19 protein-coding genes are annotated in these 16,922 nt (G+C 69.5%); 13 read left to right on the top strand and 6 right to left on the bottom strand.

Annotated elements, in window-relative coordinates; translation table 11 throughout:
• Positions 1 to 50: 50 nt before the first annotated feature.
• Positions 51 to 920, bottom strand: a complete 870-nt coding sequence (motA, locus tag AC1U89_RS08015) for a flagellar motor stator protein MotA (protein ID WP_479899189.1) — start codon at positions 918 to 920, stop codon at positions 51 to 53.
• A 178-nt stretch (positions 921 to 1,098) separates the two neighbouring features.
• Here motA and AC1U89_RS08010 point away from each other — a divergent pair, with 178 nt between their 5' ends.
• On the top strand, positions 1,099 to 2,439 hold the full coding sequence (locus tag AC1U89_RS08010; protein WP_479899188.1) for an MFS transporter: 1,341 nt from the start codon (positions 1,099 to 1,101) through the stop codon (positions 2,437 to 2,439).
• Positions 2,440 to 2,522: 83 nt separating this feature from the next.
• Here AC1U89_RS08010 and AC1U89_RS08005 read toward each other — a convergent pair whose 3' ends face one another.
• Positions 2,523 to 3,539 (bottom strand): SphA family protein, encoded by a 1,017-nt coding sequence (locus AC1U89_RS08005; RefSeq protein WP_479899187.1) that lies wholly within the window; start codon positions 3,537 to 3,539, stop codon positions 2,523 to 2,525.
• 138 nt (positions 3,540 to 3,677) lie between these two features.
• Entirely contained in the window at positions 3,678 to 4,967 is a 1,290-nt protein-coding gene (locus AC1U89_RS08000; RefSeq protein WP_479899186.1) for a lytic murein transglycosylase, read from the bottom strand.
• Between the two features lie 111 nt (positions 4,968 to 5,078).
• On the opposite strand from AC1U89_RS08000, the gene AC1U89_RS07995 reads away from it, so the two are divergent.
• On the top strand, positions 5,079 to 5,465 hold the full coding sequence (locus AC1U89_RS07995) for a DUF805 domain-containing protein (RefSeq protein WP_479899185.1): 387 nt from the start codon (positions 5,079 to 5,081) through the stop codon (positions 5,463 to 5,465).
• Here the strand turns inward: AC1U89_RS07995 and AC1U89_RS07990 are convergent.
• Positions 5,462 to 6,094, bottom strand: coding sequence for a class I SAM-dependent methyltransferase (locus AC1U89_RS07990; RefSeq protein WP_479899184.1), 633 nt, complete (start codon positions 6,092 to 6,094; stop codon positions 5,462 to 5,464). The two genes, AC1U89_RS07995 and AC1U89_RS07990, sit on opposite strands and share 4 nt — an antisense overlap.
• A 177-nt stretch (positions 6,095 to 6,271) precedes the next feature.
• Here AC1U89_RS07990 and ykgO point away from each other — a divergent pair, with 177 nt between their 5' ends.
• The 6 genes from ykgO (at position 6,272) to AC1U89_RS07960 (ending at position 9,662) form a co-directional block, all read left to right on the top strand.
• A complete protein-coding gene (gene ykgO / locus AC1U89_RS07985) occupies positions 6,272 to 6,397 on the top strand; it encodes a type B 50S ribosomal protein L36 (protein ID WP_018061125.1) in 126 nt (41 codons plus the stop codon).
• A complete protein-coding gene (locus AC1U89_RS07980; protein WP_479899183.1) occupies positions 6,397 to 7,014 on the top strand; it encodes an HAD family hydrolase in 618 nt (205 codons plus the stop codon). Before ykgO ends, AC1U89_RS07980 begins: the two co-directional genes overlap by 1 nt.
• Positions 7,015 to 7,189: 175 nt before the next feature.
• Complete coding sequence (locus AC1U89_RS07975; RefSeq protein WP_479899182.1) at positions 7,190 to 8,059, top strand: NAD(P)-dependent oxidoreductase; 870 nt, start codon at positions 7,190 to 7,192, stop codon at positions 8,057 to 8,059.
• Positions 8,060 to 8,151: 92 nt separating this feature from the next.
• Entirely contained in the window at positions 8,152 to 8,421 is a 270-nt protein-coding gene (gene gapR, locus AC1U89_RS07970; RefSeq protein WP_029914357.1) for a nucleoid-associated protein GapR, read from the top strand.
• A gap of 98 nt (positions 8,422 to 8,519) precedes the next feature.
• Positions 8,520 to 8,894 (top strand): hypothetical protein, encoded by a 375-nt coding sequence (locus AC1U89_RS07965; RefSeq protein ID WP_479899181.1) that lies wholly within the window; start codon positions 8,520 to 8,522, stop codon positions 8,892 to 8,894.
• 279 nt (positions 8,895 to 9,173) lie between these two features.
• Complete coding sequence (locus AC1U89_RS07960; RefSeq protein WP_479899180.1) at positions 9,174 to 9,662, top strand: hypothetical protein; 489 nt, start codon at positions 9,174 to 9,176, stop codon at positions 9,660 to 9,662.
• A gap of 3 nt (positions 9,663 to 9,665) precedes the next feature.
• On the opposite strand, the gene AC1U89_RS07955 is transcribed toward AC1U89_RS07960, so the two are convergent.
• Positions 9,666 to 11,141, bottom strand: a complete 1,476-nt coding sequence (locus AC1U89_RS07955) for a sigma-54-dependent transcriptional regulator (protein WP_479899179.1) — start codon at positions 11,139 to 11,141, stop codon at positions 9,666 to 9,668.
• A gap of 149 nt (positions 11,142 to 11,290) precedes the next feature.
• Complete coding sequence (locus tag AC1U89_RS07950; RefSeq protein WP_479899178.1) at positions 11,291 to 11,689, bottom strand: hypothetical protein; 399 nt, start codon at positions 11,687 to 11,689, stop codon at positions 11,291 to 11,293.
• A 151-nt stretch (positions 11,690 to 11,840) separates the two neighbouring features.
• On the opposite strand from AC1U89_RS07950, the gene AC1U89_RS07945 reads away from it, so the two are divergent.
• The 5 genes from AC1U89_RS07945 to AC1U89_RS07925 are packed head-to-tail and all read left to right on the top strand — an operon-like array spanning position 11,841 to position 16,922.
• On the top strand, positions 11,841 to 12,491 hold the full coding sequence (locus AC1U89_RS07945) for a hypothetical protein (protein WP_479899177.1): 651 nt from the start codon (positions 11,841 to 11,843) through the stop codon (positions 12,489 to 12,491).
• 54 nt (positions 12,492 to 12,545) lie between these two features.
• Entirely contained in the window at positions 12,546 to 14,336 is a 1,791-nt protein-coding gene (locus tag AC1U89_RS07940; RefSeq protein ID WP_479899176.1) for a M3 family oligoendopeptidase, read from the top strand.
• 11 nt (positions 14,337 to 14,347) lie between these two features.
• Positions 14,348 to 14,710: a nuclear transport factor 2 family protein gene (locus tag AC1U89_RS07935; RefSeq protein WP_479899175.1), complete on the top strand. Its 363-nt coding sequence runs from the start codon at positions 14,348 to 14,350 to the stop codon at positions 14,708 to 14,710.
• Positions 14,710 to 16,068 carry an ABC1 kinase family protein gene (locus AC1U89_RS07930; protein ID WP_479899174.1) on the top strand — a complete coding sequence of 453 codons (1,359 nt, stop codon included), beginning with the start codon at positions 14,710 to 14,712 and terminating at the stop codon, positions 16,066 to 16,068. Before AC1U89_RS07935 ends, AC1U89_RS07930 begins: the two co-directional genes overlap by 1 nt.
• Entirely contained in the window at positions 16,068 to 16,922 is an 855-nt protein-coding gene (locus AC1U89_RS07925; protein WP_479899173.1) for a pirin family protein, read from the top strand. Before AC1U89_RS07930 ends, AC1U89_RS07925 begins: the two co-directional genes overlap by 1 nt.

The following is a 16,922-nucleotide window of genomic DNA, read 5'->3' as shown; positions in this document are numbered from 1 at the left end:
GGGGCAAGACAAATGTTCACGGATCCGTGATCAGTCCGTGATCGCCCGGATCAGACCTCGTTGGGGATCGCCTGCAGGGCTTCTTCCAGCTCCAGGAAGCTGKGCTGGGCTTCGCTCGGGACGTTGCCGCGGCCGATCTCGACGCTGATCTGGGCGGCGTTGCCGTGCAGGTGGGCGACCAGGACCGACTGGATGATCTTGTAGAACGAGCCCTCCTCGTCGACCACGGCGGTCAAGCGGGTGGCGAACGGGGCGACCAGGCCGTAGGCCAGGAACACGCCCAGGAAGGTGCCGACCAGGGCGCCGCCGATCATCGCGCCCAGCACGGCCGGCGGCTCGGTGATCGAGCCCATGGTCTTGATGACGCCCAGCACGGCGGCGACGATGCCGAGGGCGGGCAGGGCGTCGGCCAGGCTCTGCAGGGCGTGGGCCGGGGCCAGGCCTTCGTGATGGTGCTTCTCGAGCTGCTTCTCCATCGCGTCCTCGACCTGGTGGGGGTCCTCCAGGTTCATGGTCATCATCCGCAGGGTGTCGCAGATGAAGTCGACGGCGAAGTGGTCCTTGATGATCTTCGGGTAGCGCAGGAAGATCCCGCTCTCGTGCGGACGCTCGATGTGGCTTTCCAGGGCGATGACGCCCTTGGACTTCATGGTCTTGGTCAGCAGGAACAGCAGGCCCAGCAGGTCGCGATAGTCCGCGGTCTTCCACTTGGGACCCTTGAAGATCTTGCCGAAGCCGCCGCCGGTGGCCTTGATCACCGTCATCGAGTTCGAGATCAGGAACGAGGCGATGCCCGCGCCGAGGATGCACATCAGCTCGTGCGGGGCCGCTTCGATGATCACGTCCATCTTGCCGCCGGACATGATGAAGCTGCCGAACACGAGGCCGAACAGCAGGACGATGCCGATGATCTGGAACATGACGAAGAGAGCCCCGGGTAACTTCAGCCGGGATCATCGCCGTTAATGCTTAATCCAAGGTGAGCGGGGGTTTTCGGGCCTGTTGCGCCTTTCGACGCACCCGCCTAACAGATGTTTGACGTCGCCGTTCGACAGACAAGCCGGGGCAACCGGCCGGCCGCCGTCTTGGAGGGGAAGCATGAGCGCAGCCAGCTCGGACACCGACCTTTTCGGGCGCCTGGACGACAAGGCCAAGGGCCGCGCCTTCGCCATCCTGTTCGCGGTGCTGCTGTCCAGCGCCGCCGGCAACACCGCCCTGCAGACCGTTCTGCCGGCCATCGGCCGCCAGGTCGGCATCCCGGACGTGTTGATCAGCTCGATCTTCTCGCTGTCGGCCCTGCTGTGGGGCGTGATGTCGCCGGTCTGGGCGCGGATGTCGGACAAGCGCGGCCGCAAGCCGATGGTGCTTCTGGGCATGGCCGGGTTCGCGGTGTCGATGCTGGGCTTCGGCTTCTTCATCCTGATGGGGCTGAAGGGCCTGATGGTCCCGCTGGCGGTGTTCGCCGGGGCGGCCCTGTCGCGGGCGATCTTCGGCCTGGTCGGCAGCGCCTCGAACCCGGCGGCCCAGGCCTATGTCGCCGACCGCACCGCGCCGGCCGACCGCACGAACGCCCTGGCCACCATGGCCTCGGCCAGCGGCTTGGGCACGATCCTGGGCCCGGCTGTCGCGCCGTTCCTGGTGTTCCCGCTGCTGACCCTGTCGGGGCCGATGTTCTCGTTCGCGGTCATCGCCGGGGTGGTGCTGATCCTGGTGATGCGCGGCCTGCCCGAGACGCCCGAGGAGATTCCCGAACGCGTCGGCGGCGCGAAGGACAGGGCCCGGGCCCGCGTGCGGTGGAACGACCGGCGGATCATGCCCTTCATCCTCTACGGCTTCCTACTGGCCAGCGCCCAGACGGTGAACCAGCAGACCCTGGGCTTCATGGTCATCGACAAGCTGGGCATCTCGCCGGCCAAGGCCGCGGCGTTTGCAGGGATCGCCATGATGGCCGGCGCCGTGGCCAGCCTGCTGGCCCAGTGGGGCCTGATCCGCATGCTGCGCCTGATCCCGCGCCAGCTGTTGTGGCTGGGCGCCGGCTGCGCGGGCCTGGGCAACCTGATCGTCGCCTTCTCGCCCGACTACCACACCCTGGTCGTCGGCTTCGCCCTGTGCAGCCTGGGCTACGGCTTCGCCCGGCCCGGCTTCACGGCCGGCGCCTCGCTGTCGGTGGGACACGAGGAGCAGGGGGCGGTGGCCGGGGCGATCAGCGCCATCAACGGCGCCTCGGTGATCATCGCCCCGGTGCTGGGCGTGGCGCTGTACAAGTGGGCCCACCCGTCGCCCTACCTGATGAACGTGGCGATCCTGGCCGGCCTGGCCGCCTACGCCCTGCTCGACCCGATCATGCGCCGGGTGGGCGAGGCCGCGGCCCCGCGCGAGGCCCGCGACGAGTCCCAGGTGGTCGACGCCAGCTCGATCGACGCGACGGGGCCGCACTAGGGGGCGAGGGCGAGTTCCGAACCTTACCTTTGGTCCGTCATTCCCGCCCTTGCGGGCCGAGAGGTAGGGCTAGTCGAGGCGCCCTACTCCGCCGCCCCCGCCGGCATCTTCAGGCTCAGCGGCACGGTCAGGCCCAGCCAGAACGAGTCGCCTTCCATCCGGTTGGTGGCGTCGAACTCGGTGAAGGCCCGGGCCCGCAGGGTGGCGGGCATGTGGCCGATCTTGAAGTTGTAGGCCGCCGTCGCGCCCACGCCGGTGACCTCGCCCTGGAACGGGCCCAGCACGGCGCCGGGGCCGCGGTCGGCGCTGACCTGGTCGAAATAGTAGCCGATCAGGCCCGCCGACCACTTCGGCGAGAAGGTCTTCTCGACCGAGGCCTCCACGTGCATCTCGGTCCCGGTGGTGTAGTCGGTCGCGCGGTTCTCGCCGTTCCAGGTCAGGCCCGCCTTGCCGCTGACGTCCCAACCGCTCTTGGGATCGTGCCAGCTGACCGCGAACGAGGTGTCGAAAGCCCAGCGGTGGAAGGCCAGGTTGGCCAGGTCGTCGTCGCGATAGTCGCCGATCGGGACGTTGAGCATGGTCGAGACCTGGTAGTGGGTGTTCCCCTTGCTCCAGCCCAGCATGCCGGTGGCGATCGGGTCACCGATCACGGTGGCCGAGTCGCCGGCCGAGCGGCCGATCTGGTTCCCGTGCGGACCGGTGATCACCGCGTTGACGTCGACATCGACATTGCCCACGGGCACGGCGGCGCCCAGGGCCACGGTCACGCCGTTGAGATTGGTGGTCGGCACCCACAGGACGGTGGCGAAGTCGGCCAGGATCTTGGCGTCCAGGCCGGCCACGACGTTGCCGCCGACGGTGAACTGCTTCCCGGAGCTGGCGCTGCCCTTGTAGTAGTAGAGCTCGTTGTCGAAGAACACGCCCTTCAGCGGCGGCATGATGGCGTTTCCCGGCCCGCCCGAGCCGAGCAGGTAGAGGCTGGCGCCGCCTTCGGACGCCTGGGCCTGCTGGGCTCCGGCCGCCAGGGCGATGACAAGGCCGACGCCCAGCCCTTGGACGAAACGGCGGGCGGCGGATCGGATGTTCAACTCAAAGCCCATGGCCCAAACTCTCCGTGGCGTAGGCCTCGAAGAGTGGTCGGGCGTGATCCGGGCAGCCATAGGGCGGATTGCTGAGCCGTCCTTACGGAGCGACGGTAATCCGGCGCGGGGGAATGGCCCAGAACCGCGAGGGCGGCTCTAGCTGATCCCGGCCTGGGCCTTCAGCCGCGCCACCATGTCGGACGACAGGTAGCCGTCGGCCGGCAGCTTGCGGTCGGTCTGCCAGGCGCGCAGGGCCTTGCGGGTGCCCGCGCCGATCACCCCGTCGGCCGGACCCGGATCGAAGCCCAGGCGGCCCAGGGCGATCTGGGCGGCCATGCGGTCGGCCAGGTTCAGCGGCGTCTCGACCGGCCAGGTCGCGACCAGCGGCCCGCCGCCGGCGAAGCGGTCGGCCAGCAGGCCGATGCCCAGGGCGTAGGAGGTGGAGTTGTTGTAGGTGCGGATCGCGAAGTGGTTGGGCAGGACCAGGAAGGCCGGACCCGACCAGCCGGCGGGCAGGATCAGCCCGGCGGGCGAGGCGGCGTCGGCGGCGGTCCAGGGCAGGCCGTCGGCGCGCTTGACGCCCTTGGCTTCCCACCAGGCCGGGATCTCGCGGGGACCTTCCGCCAGGCCGTAGTCGAAGCCGGCCGGCAGGATCACTTCCTTGGCCCAACCGACGCCGGGCTTCCAGCCGCCCTTCTTCAGCAGGTTGGCGGCCGAGGCCAGGCTGTCGCTGTCGCTGCCCCAGATGTCGCGCCGCCCGTCGCCGTCGTTGTCGACGGCGGTGGACAGGTAGTTGGAGGGCAGGAACTGGGTCTGGCCCATGGCTCCGGCCCACGAGCCGCGCAGCTGGGTCCGGGTGACCTCGCCCGAGGCGATGATCTTCAGGGCGGCGATCAGCTCGCCCTCGGCCCAGTTGCGGCGGCGGCCGTCGGCGGCCAGGCTGGCCATCGAGCGCACGACGTCGAAATTGCMCTGGATCTTGCCGAAGGCCGATTCCATGGCCCAGACGGCCAGCAGGATGTCGCGCGGCACGCCGTAGCGCTGCTCGACGTCCGGCAGGAAGGCCAGGGTCTGGCGCTTGTCGCGGCCMACGGCGATGCGGTCGTCGCCGACCACGCCCTGGATGTAGGCGCCGACGGGCTTGGAGAATTCCGGCTGGCGGCCGTCCAGCGAGATCACCCGGGGATCGGGCGTCACGCCGTCCAGCTCGCGGTCCAGCAGTTGCTGGGTCAGGCCGGCGGCCAGGGCCTTCTGCTTGAAGGCGGCCAGCCAGGTGTCGAAGCCGACCGACTGGCCCGAGGCGCCCGGATCGGCCGACGGCGCGGCGGGCGCGGGCGGCGGCACGGCCGGCGGCTTGGGCGGCGTGACCGACGGGGCCAGCGGGGCGTTGGCCGAGGTGTCGGCGCAACCGGCCAGCAGCAGAACGAGGAAAACGCGTCTATCCATGAAGGCAGGCTACCGGGGTTCGTGACGGGGCTGCAATCACAAGGGCGACAGACCGGTTAAGTTCCGCTTTGATGGTCTTTAAAGTGAAGCTTTTCGCCTGTGGGGACACGAATGGGATTTCTGCGGGGGCGCACGAACCGGGCGACCTATTGGCTATCGCTGGGCGTCGTCGCCGCGTTGATCGCKATCACGGTTCTGGTCTTCCACGCGCAGGTGAAAGTCAGCGAGATCGTGCTTGTCATGGTGTGCGTGCCCCGATTGCACGACATCGGGCGCTCGGGCTGGATCGCGGGCGGGGTCCTTATCGCCGAGATCGTGGTCATAGTCCTCGCGGCCCTGCTGCTTCATGACGAGGACGGAATCTACGCCGTCGGCGGGGTGGCGGCGCTGATCATCGGCGGGCTGCTGATCTGGCTCGGTTGCATCCCGGGCGAGAAGGTCAGCAACGCCTATGGCGGTCCGCCGGGGGCGAGGATTGGATTTGACCGAAGCGCCTAGGGCGCGACTTCCACAGCTTTCTCGAACGCCAGGATCGTCCAGGTGACGCCGGCCAGGCGGTTGGCGGCCTGGATCGAGCCGCGCTCTTGCTGAAGCCGGACGCTCAGGCCCTCGGCCCGCGCCAGATCGATCGTCTCGTCCGCCGAGACCTCGAACATCCGGCGGCCGGGCGGGACCGGGCCGTGGCGCAGCGACAGAATCAGCTGGCCGCCGTCGGCCAGCAGGGCGGCGACGTTGGGCATGGCGCGGCGGCGTTGGGCCTCGTCCAGATGCATCCAGACCGCCGAGAGCAGGATCAGGTCGAAAGTTTCGCCGCGCGCCCGCGTCGCGGCCAGATCGGGCAGGCCGTCGTCCAGCCAGGCGATGGCGGGATGGGCGTGGCGGGCCATGGCCCCGGCCAGCAGGGCGGGGGTGGGCTCCACGGCCAGGACCTGGTGTCCCAGGGCCGCCAGATCGAACGCGTCCTTGCCCGATCCGGCCCCGATATCGAGGATCCGGGAGGGAGCCGTGGGCAGCAGATGCAGGACGGCCTCGTACTTCCGCGCCAGGGGTATGGCGTCGGCGCGCTCGAAAAAGGCCTCGACGTCCCGGTCGTAGCCCTGGGTTCCGTCGATCCTGGCGGTGGTCATGACGAGGCTCCTGGGCCACAAGGCGGGCGCGAACCCCCGTTTCGGCGTGCTTTCCCGCCAAGGCGCGCATTGACTCCGGCGGTTGTCCTGCTTATACGCACGCCCTCCGAAACATCCCGGATGTTCCTTTCGCCCTCATGGCGGCCGCGAACCTCTCCGCTGAGTATAGAGACGGTCATGAAGGTTCGTAGCTCGCTGAAGTCGCTGAAGTCGCGTCACCGCGACTGCAAGATGGTCCGCCGCAAGGGCGTGATCTACATCATCAACAAGACCGACCCGCGCTTCAAAGCCAAGCAAGGCTAATGACGCCTGCGCGGCCTCCCAGGGCGCTGCTCTGGGATGTCGGCAACGTCATCGTGCGCTGGGATCCGCGCACGCTCTACGCGAAGATCTTCAAGGAACCGGCCGATCTCGACCGGTTCCTTTCGCATGTCGGGACCCTGGATTGGCACGCGGCCACCGATCGCGGCGTGACCTTCGCCGACAACATCGCCGCCCGCAGCGCCCAGCACCCCGAACACGCCGAGCATCTGGCCGCCTGGTGGGACCGCTGGGACGAGATGTTCTCCGGGACGATCCCCGAGACGGAAAGCCTCATCGAGGACCTGGCCGCGCGCGGCGTGCCGCAGTTCGGCCTGACCAACATGTCCCACGAGACCTGGGACGGMGTGCGGGCCCGGAGCCCGGCCTTCCGCCATTTCCGCGACACCGTGGTCTCGGGCCGCGAGCGGGTGATCAAGCCCGAGACCCGCATCTACGAGATCGCCCTGGAGCGCACGGGCCTGGAGCCCGCCGACCTGCTGTTCGTCGATGACAGCGCCGCCAACATCGCCGCGGCGGCCGCGATGGGCTTCCATACGCACCACTTCATCGATCCGGCGGCCTTGCGGCCAGTGGTGGAGGGGCATGGACTTCTCTGACCCTTCTCCCCTTGCAGGAGAAGGTGGCGCGAAGCGCCGGATGAGGGGTTGAAGAACCGGGCCGTTGCGACCAGTTGAACGGTCACGCTGGGTGTTCGACGCCTTGCGACCCCTCATCCGTCAGCTTCGCTGACACCTTCTCCCGCAAGGGGAGAAGGATCTCGGGAGCGACGACATGAACATCGGTTTCATCGGCCTGGGCGCCATGGGCAAGGCCATGGTCGAGAACCTGCTGGAGAAGGGCCACGCCGTGACGGTGTGGAACCGCTCGCCCGGCCCGGCCGCCGAGCTGGCCGCCCTGGGCGCGACCGTGGCCGACGGCGTCGAGGGCGCGCTGCAGGGCGACCTGGTGCTGTCGATCCTGGCCCACGACCAGGCGATCCGCGACGCCCTGCTGGCCGCCCTGCCGCGCGCTCGGCCGGGCCTGGTGCACGTGAACCTGGCCACCATCTCGACCGCCTTCGCCCGCGAGCTGGCYGACCGCCACGCCGAGCTGGGCCTGGGCTACGTGGCCGCGCCGGTGTTCGGGCGTCCGCCGGTGGCCCGGGCCGGCGGGCTGAACGTGCTGGCGGCCGGCGCGCCCCAGGCCGTGGCCGCTGCCCTGCCCGTGCTGGAGGCCCTGGCCGGCAAGGTCTGGCCGATGGGCGAGGACCCGGTCCGCGCCAACGCCGTCAAGATCGCCGGCAACCTGATGATCGTCTCGGCCGTCGAGGCCATGGGCGAGGCCACGGCCCTGGGCGCGGCCCACGGCGTGCCGGCCGCCGACCTGCTGGACGTGCTGACCAGCACCATCTTCGCCTCGCCGATCTACAAGATCTACGGCGGCATGATCGCCGAGGGCCGCTACCACCCGCCGGGCTTCGCCGCCGACCTGGCCCTCAAGGACGTCCGTCTGGCCCAGGCCGCCGGCGACGAGAAGGGCCTGGCCCTGCCGCTGGCCGACCTGGTCGAGGGCGGCCTGGAGACCCTGCTGTCGGGCGAGGGCGAGACGCCCGACCTGGCCGCTTTGGCCGAGGTGTCGCGCGGACGTGTGGAAGGGCGCTAAAGAAAAAAGAAGGGGGAATCCACCTTCCACTCGCGCGCCGTTGCCACTAGGTTCCGCGCCTCTGTTTTCCCGCCTTTTCGCGAGCATTCTCCATGGCTGACGACGCCGCCCCGCACGCCGATGTGCTGAACTCCACCGCCCAAGGTCAGCTGAAGAGCATCGTCGACCGGGTCGAGCGCCTCGAGGTCGAGAAGACCGAGATCATGGAGCAGATCAAGGAAGTCTACGCCGAGGCCAAGGGCAACGGCTTCGACGTCAAGGTGCTCAAGAAGGTGGTCCGCCTGCGCAAGATGGACCGCGCCAAGCGCCAGGAAGAGGACGCGATCCTGGACCTGTACCTGTCGGCCATCGGCGAGATTTAAGGCGCTGCCGATTGGGGACGCCCGCATGCGGGCGTCCCCAGCCGCAACCGCGATTTTTCCGCGTGCGTCCCGCCCTCGACGCCCGCTAGTCTCCCCGCATGCGCGCCAAGAAGCCGCCCGATCCACGAGCCCATGACCCTAGAGTGAGGGCGCGCAAGGCGGCCCTGAACGCCCTCAAGCGCGCCAAGCGCACGGCCGACAAGGCCGGGATCGAGCTGTCGGAGTGGGAGAACGAGTTCCTGGGCTCGGTGGCCCAGCGCATCGAGACCTACGGTCGGGCGTTCGGCGATCCCGAGAAGGGCGGCGCCGGCCAGGCCATGTCGGGCAACCAGACCATCAAGCTCAAGGAAATCGCCGCCAAGGCGAAAGGCGAGCGCAAGCCCATGTCGCGCGGCAAGGGCTTCGGCCGCCGCGACTCGCCGCGGCGGGGGCGCGAGCCCGAGGCTCCGGCGGTCGAGCCCGACGACGAATGACCGGCTACGGCCAAGTTTCGGTCTAGGGTGAATMCCTGAGACGGCGCGGGGCGAACCCCCGAATCCGCCGAAAATGGTCCCCGTTTCTCACCAAACACGCGAGTCCATAGAACGCCGTTAGGTTTTCGGTAACGAAACGGGCGGACATTTGGGGCTCGCGTAAAGTATTGCTTTTAATCGCTTTTGTCGTCTGTCCGCGCCGTAGAAAATGGCTGCGACCGACGCCGCGACAGCGTGACCGCGGTGGGGAGTCTCACGCCTTTTCTGGGCAGCCCGAAGATGGCGACCACGATCTACGACTATCTTTTGCGCCGGAAGGCCGACCTGGAGGCGCGCATGCTGGAGGCCCAGCGCCGCGCCCAGGCGCCGTTCGAGGACGAGCTGCGGGCGCTGAGCCTGGCCCTGGGCGCCATCGAGCGCGGCGGCCTGGCCGACGGCGCCCACGGCCATGCCGGACTGGAGGGCGAACCCGCCAGCTTCGCGACCGGCGCGTCCCGGCGAGGACGCAAGCCGCGCTCGGCCCGCGAGATGATCCTGCTGGTGCTGGGCAGCGGCGACGCGGCGATCGCGGCGTCCGAGATCTCGCGCAAGCTGACCCGGCGATGGGGCCGCGCCATCCCGCTGGCGGCGGTGATGCTGGAGCTGCAGGGCCTGGAGCAGGCGGGCCTGGCCCTCCGCACCGAGGCCGGATGGGTGCGGGCCGACCAGCCGGAGGTCGAGGCCGAGGCGGAGGCCGAAGCCTCGCCGCCCCTGGCGATCAGCGCCTGACCTTTACGAGGCTTCCTTGAGATCGACGTCGATGCCCTGCTCGCGGACCTTGCGGTAGAGGGTCGAGCGGCCGATGCCCAGGCGACGGGCCACTTCCGACATGTGGCCGGCATAGACCTCGATGGCGTGCTGGATCAGGTCGCGCTCGATCTCCTCCAGGGTCCGCAGGTGGCCGCGGTCGTCGAGGATGCGCACGGGCGCGTCCTGGGCCGGGGCGCGGGCCATGGCGGCGTGGGCGGCCTGCAGGGCGGCCGACAGGTCCGGCTGCGGCGCGACCGGCGTGACCGCTTCCGGCGGCGGCGCCATGATCCCCGAGATGGCCGGGAAATCGTAAGGCTGCAGATAGGGCGCGTCGGCCAGGATGATGGCGCGATAGACCGCGTTCTCCAGCTGGCGCACGTTGCCGGGCCAGTCGAAGCCGGTGAGGACCTGCAAGGTCTCCGGCGCGGCGCCGACCACCCGCTTGCCCTCTTCGACATTGAAGCGGCGGATGAAGGCTTCGACCAGGGCCGGGATGTCCTCGCGGCGTTCGCGCAGGGACGGGGCCTCGATCGGGAAGACGTTCAGGCGATAGTAGAGGTCCTCGCGGAACCGGCCCTGCTGCACGGCGTGGGCGACGTCGCGGTTGGTGGCCGAGACGATGCGCACGTCCACCTTCTGCGAGCGCTTGGAGCCGATCGGGTCGATCTCGCCCTCCTGCAGCGCGCGGAGCAGCTTGACCTGCATGTCCAGCGGCAGCTCGCCCACCTCGTCCAGGAACAGGGTGCCGCCGTCGGCCTCCTTGAACTTGCCCAGGTGCTTGTCGGTGGCGCCGGTGAAGCTGCCCTTCTCGTGGCCGAACAGGATCGACTCGACCAGGTTCTCCGGGATGGCACCGCAGTTGACGGCCACGAACGGCTTGCCGGCCCGGTCGGAGCCGCCGTGCACGGCACGGGCGATCAGCTCCTTGCCGACCCCGCTCTCGCCGGTGATCAGGATGGGGATCGACGACTTGGCCGCGCGCTCGCCCATGCGCTTGACCAGGGTCATGGCGGGCGAGGTCCCGATCAGGTCGGCGAAGGTGGTGCGGTTGCCGGCGCGCTTGGTCAGGCGCTCGACCTCGCCCTTCAGCTCGCCCATCGACAGGGCGTTGCGGATCGAGACGGTGATGCGCTCTGGCGAAGCCGGCTTGATGAAGAAGTCGGTGGCCCCGGCCTGCATGGCCTTGACCACGGTGTCGACGCCGCCCGAAGCGGTCAGGACGATCACGGGCTGCGCATAGCCGCGCGCACGCATCTCCTTCAGCGTGTCCTGGCCCGACAGGCCCGGCATGACCAGGTCCAGCAGGACCACGTCGACGGGCGCGCCGCTGGCCAGATGGGCCATGGCCGCGTCGCCGTTCTCGGCGTGCGAGACCGAGAAGCTTTCGCGCTCGAGGACGGCCTGGATCAGCCGCCGTTGAGTCGGATCGTCGTCGACGACGAGAACCGTCTTGGTCATTGCAGACACCCGTTAGAACCGGCCGCGTCCGACATGGGACAGGGCTCTTGTTGGTTCAGAGTGATACAGGCGCGGGGTAAAGACCGGGTTTCGGAGACGTGAGTCAGGGGTTAACGGTCGCCCTTAACGAGGTGTGACGATCGGACGCGTCAGCCCGCGATCCGGCCCGGCGGCACGCGGCGGATCGGGCCGCCGTCCTGGCTGATCAGGCGGGCCTCGATGCGGGTCTCGCCCTCGCGGCCGACATGGCAGACGCCGACGAAGTGGCTGCGGCGCTGGGTCTTCTTCTCGGTGGTGACGGCCGTGAACTTGACGTCCACCGCGCCCGACAGGTCGCCGCCGCCGGTGTCCATGTCGGTGATGTCGATGTCGTTCAGCGGCCCGATGTGGAACCGCTCCTTCAGGCGCTCGGTGCAGCTGTGGAAGACCACCACGCTGCGCAGGGTCAGGGACAGCCAGCCCATGGGCTGGGGCTTGTCCGCGGCCATCGCCGACGGCGCGGCGAGCAGGCCCACGGCCAGAGCGATGGAAACGGCGACCCTGCTCATCGATGTCCTGCCCTCGTCGACAACCCCTCGTCGACCGGCGGTATCCTAAGGGGCGACTCGCCGGCGCGCCCTTTAATTCTCGGTAATGCGACGTCTGTTCAGGCGCCGTGATCCGACCTAGCCTCCGCCTCGAGTTGCGTGGGAGGGGATGATGTTCGTGGGGCATTACGCGGCCGCCCTGGCCGCCAAGGCCGCACAGCCCAAGGCGCCGTTCTGGACCTATGTGCTGGGCGCCCAGGTGGTGGACGTGGCCTGGGCCGTGCTGGTCCTGGCCGGGGTCGAGCGGATGAGCCTGGACCCGCATCTGGCCGGTAGCCCACTGGTGCTGTCGCACATGCCCTACACCCACAGCCTGCCCGCTGCGGTCTTGTGGGCCCTGGCCGCGGGCCTGGCGGCCTTCTTCCTGCTGAAGCTGCCCCGCGCGGCGGCGATCGCCGTGGGGCTGGTGGTGGCGTCGCACTGGGGGCTGGATTTCCTGGTCCACCGGCCCGACCTGCCGCTTTGGTTCGGCGGTCCCAGGGTGGGGCTGGGCTGGTGGGACCACGCCGTGCCCGAGCAGGCGCTGGAGATGGGTCTGCTGGCCATCGCCGCGACGGCCTGGGGCTGGCGGCGCGGCCTGCAGGGCCACAGCGGCTGGAGCACGCCGCTGTTCCTGGTCCTGCTGGTGGCCCTGCAGCTGGTCAGCATCGTGGCCCCGCCCACCGGCGGCGTCCCGCAGATGGTGATCGCCTCGCTATCGGCCTACCTGCTGGCGACGCTGTTCGCCTGGCTGATGKACCAGACCGAGCGGCGAGGGCGCTGAGGAAAGCAACAGCCACGATTGCACGCGTCCTTCGACGGGCTCATATCCGTGGCCATGAACGCGCCCTTCAAGACCGACGCCCTGCCCGAGTGGAATCTCGCCGACCTCTATGCCGGCCGCGAGGATCCCAGGATCGAGATCGACCTGGCCGCCGCCAAGGCCGCCAATGACGAACTAGCCAGCCTGGAGGGCCTGTTTCTGCAGGCCCGGGGCGAGCCCGAGCGCCTGGGCGTGTTGCTGGATCGCGGGATCAAGCTGTACGAGCAGGCGACCAACGGCCTGTGGGGCGTGGGGGCCTATGCGGGCCTGGCCGCCTCGACCGCCCGCGACGATCCGGCCTGGGCCAAGTTCGAGGCCGACCTGCGGGCCCGCTCGTCGCAGATCGCCTCGGAAAGCCTGTTCTTCTCGCTGGAGCTGAACCAGCTGGAGGACGCCGAGCTGGAGGCGGCCCTGAAGGCCCATCCGGTCGCCGTCCGCTGGACGCCGTGGCTGCGCCGTCTGCGCCTGTCGCGCCCGCACGAACTGACGCCGGACCTGGAGCGCTACATCGTCGACCGCGGCCCGGCCGTGGCCAACTGGGTGCGGCTGTACGACGAGACCCTGGCCAAGCTGACGGCGAGCGTCGGCAAGGAAAGCCTGACCCTGCCCGAGGCGCTGAACCGCCTGTCGGACCCCGACGGCAAGCGCCGCAAGGCCGCCGCCGACGGCCTGGCCAAGGCGCTGGAGGAACGCGCCTCCACCCAGGGCCTGGTCATGAACACCCTGGCCTTCGAGAAGCAGGTCGAGGATCGCTGGCGGCGGTTCGACAACCCCGCCCAGTCGCGCCACCTGGCTAACGAGGTCGACGCCGACGCGGTCGACGCCCTGGAGCAGGCGGTGGTCGAGGCCTATCCGCGCCTGTCGCACCGCTACTACGCCCTGAAGGCCAAGGTCATGGGCCGCAAGACCCTGGACTACTGGGACCGCAACGCGCCCCTCACGGCCGCCGCGCCCAGGAACTACGACTGGACCGAGGCGCAGGGGATCGTGCTGGAAAGCTTCCAGGCCCTGGCCCCGAAGTTCGCCCACACGGCCCAGACCTTCTTCGACAAGCCGTGGATCGACGCTCGCCCCCGCGCGGGCAAGCAGTCGGGGGCCTATTCGCACCCGGTGACGGCCGAGCGGCACCCCTACGTCTTCATGAACTACATGGGCGAGCGGCGCGACGTGCTGACCCTGGCCCACGAGCTGGGCCACGCCGTGCACCAGACCCTGTGCGCGCCGCTGGGCACCCTGCTGGCCGACACGCCCCTGACCCTGGCCGAGACGGCCTCGATCTTCGGCGAGGGCCTGGTATTCGACCGCCTGCTGGCCGAGGCCACGCCGAAGGACCGCATGGGTCTCTTGGCCGGCAAGATCGAGGACGGGCTCAACACCGTCGTCCGCCAGATCGCCTTCCACCGCTTCGAGCGCCGCTTCCACGAGGCCCGCAAGGACGGCGAGCTGTCGCCCGACCAGATCGGCAAGCTGTGGCTGGACGTGATGGGCGAGAGCCTGGGCCCGGCCGTGGTGCTGAACGAGGGCTACGAGCACTACTGGGCCTATGTCAGCCACTTCGTGCACGCGCCGTTCTATGTCTACGCTTACGCGTTCGGCGACCTCTTGGTGCGCGGCCTGATGGAGAAGCGCCGCGAGGACCCCGAAACCTTCGCGCCGCTGTACGAGGACCTGCTGGCGGCGGGCGGCACGCGCACCTATGTCGAGGCGCTCAAGCCCTTCGGGCTGAACCCGCGCGAGAAGGCGTTCTGGGCCGCGGGCTGCGCCCAGCTGGAACGCCTGGTCGACGAGTTCGAAGCCCTCGTCTGACCGGAGCCGCAATGCCCACCAAGGACCGCCTGGCCGACTTCATCGCCACCGTCGAGCGCAACGAGCACGTGGAGGCGATCGAGCGCTTCTATGCGGAGGGCGCCTCGATGCAGGAGAACAACGCCGAGCCCCGCGTGGGCCGTGACGTGCTGGTCGCGCATGAGGCGGCGGCCCTGGCGCGGCTGTCGAAGATGGACACCCAACCGGCGGTCATGGTCCTGCACGACGGCGACAATGTCGTCATCCAGTGGGTGTTCCTGATGACCAACCCGAAGGGCGAGACCCTGCGGTTCGAGGAGCTGACCCACCAGGTCTGGGAGGGCGATCGCATCGTCCGGGAACGGTTCTTCTACGACTCCCGGCAGTTCGGCTGATGGCCGACGACCCCCGCGATCCTGAGCGCAACCGCCTGGCCGGCCGCGTGTCGCGCTTCGCCAAGGTCGGCGCCGGCCTGTCCGGCGCGGCAGTGTCGTACGGCGCCAACAGCCTGTTCGGCGGCGAGGGGGCCGACGCCCGCAACGCCAAGGCGCTGAAGGCGGCCCTGGGCGGGCTGAAGGGGCCGCTGATGAAGGCGGCCCAGATGTTCGCCACGGTGCCGGACCTGCTGCCGCCGGAATTCGCCGCCGAACTGGCCGAGCTGCAGACCAACGCGCCCGCCATGGGCTGGCCGTTCGTCCGCCGGCGGATGGCCGCCGAGCTGGGGCCGGACTGGGCGGGGAGGTTCCAGAGCTTCGAGCACGAGGCCGCCGCCGCCGCGTCCCTGGGCCAGGTGCACCGCGCCGTCGGCCCCGACGGCCGCGCCCTGGCCGTGAAACTGCAGTATCCGGACATGCAGAGCGCGGTCGAAAGCGATCTGGGCCAGCTGCGCGCCCTGATCGGCCTGTTCAAACGGATGGACGGCTCGATCGACCCCAGCGAGGCCATCGTCGAGATCGGCGACCGGCTGCGGGAGGAACTGAACTACGAGCGCGAGGCCAAGCTGATGGCTGTCTATGGCGGGTTCTTCACCGGCCGCGACGACATCCAGGTGCCCGAGCCCGTCCCGTCGCTGTCGACCAAGCGCCTGCTCAGCATGACCTGGCTGGAGGGCCGGGGGCTGCTGGCCTTCAAGGACGCGCCGCAAGAGGTCCGCGACCGCATCGCCGCCCTGCTGTTCGAGGCCTGGTGGAGCCCGATGACTCACCTGGGCATCATTCACGGCGACCCGCACCTGGGGAACTACACATTCGGCGGCGAGGGCGCGGCGCACCTGAACCTGCTGGACTTCGGCTGCATCCGCATCTTCCCGCCCAAGTTCGTGGGCGGGGTGGTGCGGCTCTACCGCGCCCTGTCCAACGACGACCGGGCCGAGCAGGTCGAGGCCTATCGCAGCTGGGGCTTCGCCAACCTGACAGACGACCTGGTGGACGTGCTGAACGTCTGGGCCCGCTTCATCTACGGCCCGCTGCTGGACGACCGCGTGCGCAGCGTCGCCGACGACACCCCGCCCGGCGAGTACGGCCGCCGCGAGGCCTTCAAGGTGCGCCAGGCCCTGAAGGACAAGGGTCCGATCACCATCCCGCGTGAGTTCGTGTTCATGGACCGCGCCGCCATCGGCCTGGGCGCGGCCTTCCTGCACCTGGGCGCGCGGCATAACTGGAAGGCGCTGTTCGAGACGTCGCTGGAGGGCTTCTCGGAAGAGGGGCTGGCCGCGCGGCAGGCGGCGGTGCTGAGCGCGGCCGGAGTTTCCTGATGACGCCCAGAACCCTAAAGCGCCTGCACCCCGCCCATCGCGACGACATCGGCGACCTGGTCACCCGGCGGCCGCTGCCCGGCCCGGCGATCCCGCAGCTGGATCCGTTCCTGTTCCTCAACCACCACGGCCCGCAGGTCTATCCGCCGAACAACCGCGGCCTGCCGTTCGGGCCGCACCCGCATCGCGGCTTCGAGACCGTGACCTTCATCCTGGACGGCGAGCTGTCGCACCTCGACAGCGGCGGGCACGAAAGCATCATCGGGCCGGGCGGCGTGCAGTGGATGACCGCCGGCAGCGGCCTGGTCCACGCCGAGCTGTCGCCGGAGAGCTTCAAGAAGGCCGGCGGGCCGATGGAGATCCTGCAGCTGTGGGTCAACCTGCCCGGTCGGCTGAAGATGACCGCGCCGAACTATCTGGGCCTGCAGGGCGCGGAAATCCCGAAGGTCGAGACGGGCGGGGCGAGCGTCGAGGTGATCTCGGGCACGGTCGCCGGCGTGAGCGGTCCGTTCCCGTCGCTGATCGGCATCGAGATGTCGGTCGTGCGTCTGTCGCCGGGCGGCGCGCTGGACCTGCCCGTGGCCAAGGGCAGGGCGGTGTTCCTCTACGTGGTCTCCGGCGGGATCGTGGTCGGCGGCCAAGCGGCGCCGAAGTGGAATCTGGTCGAGCTGAACGACGACGGCGAGACGGTCGCGTTCGAGGCTCCTGAGGGCTCGGTGGTCCTGCTGGGCCACGCCGAACCGATCGGCGAACCGGTCTTCGCCCACGGTCCCTTCGTGATGAACACCCGGGAAGAGATCATCCAGGCCATCGACGACTACAACGCCGGGAAGTTCGGGGCCGTGCCGGGGTAG

The sequence above is a fragment of the Caulobacter sp. 05T431 genome (genome assembly GCF_056665975.1).
Note: the sequence above shows the minus strand (reverse complement) of the source record. Positions and strands in the feature narration are given on the sequence as shown.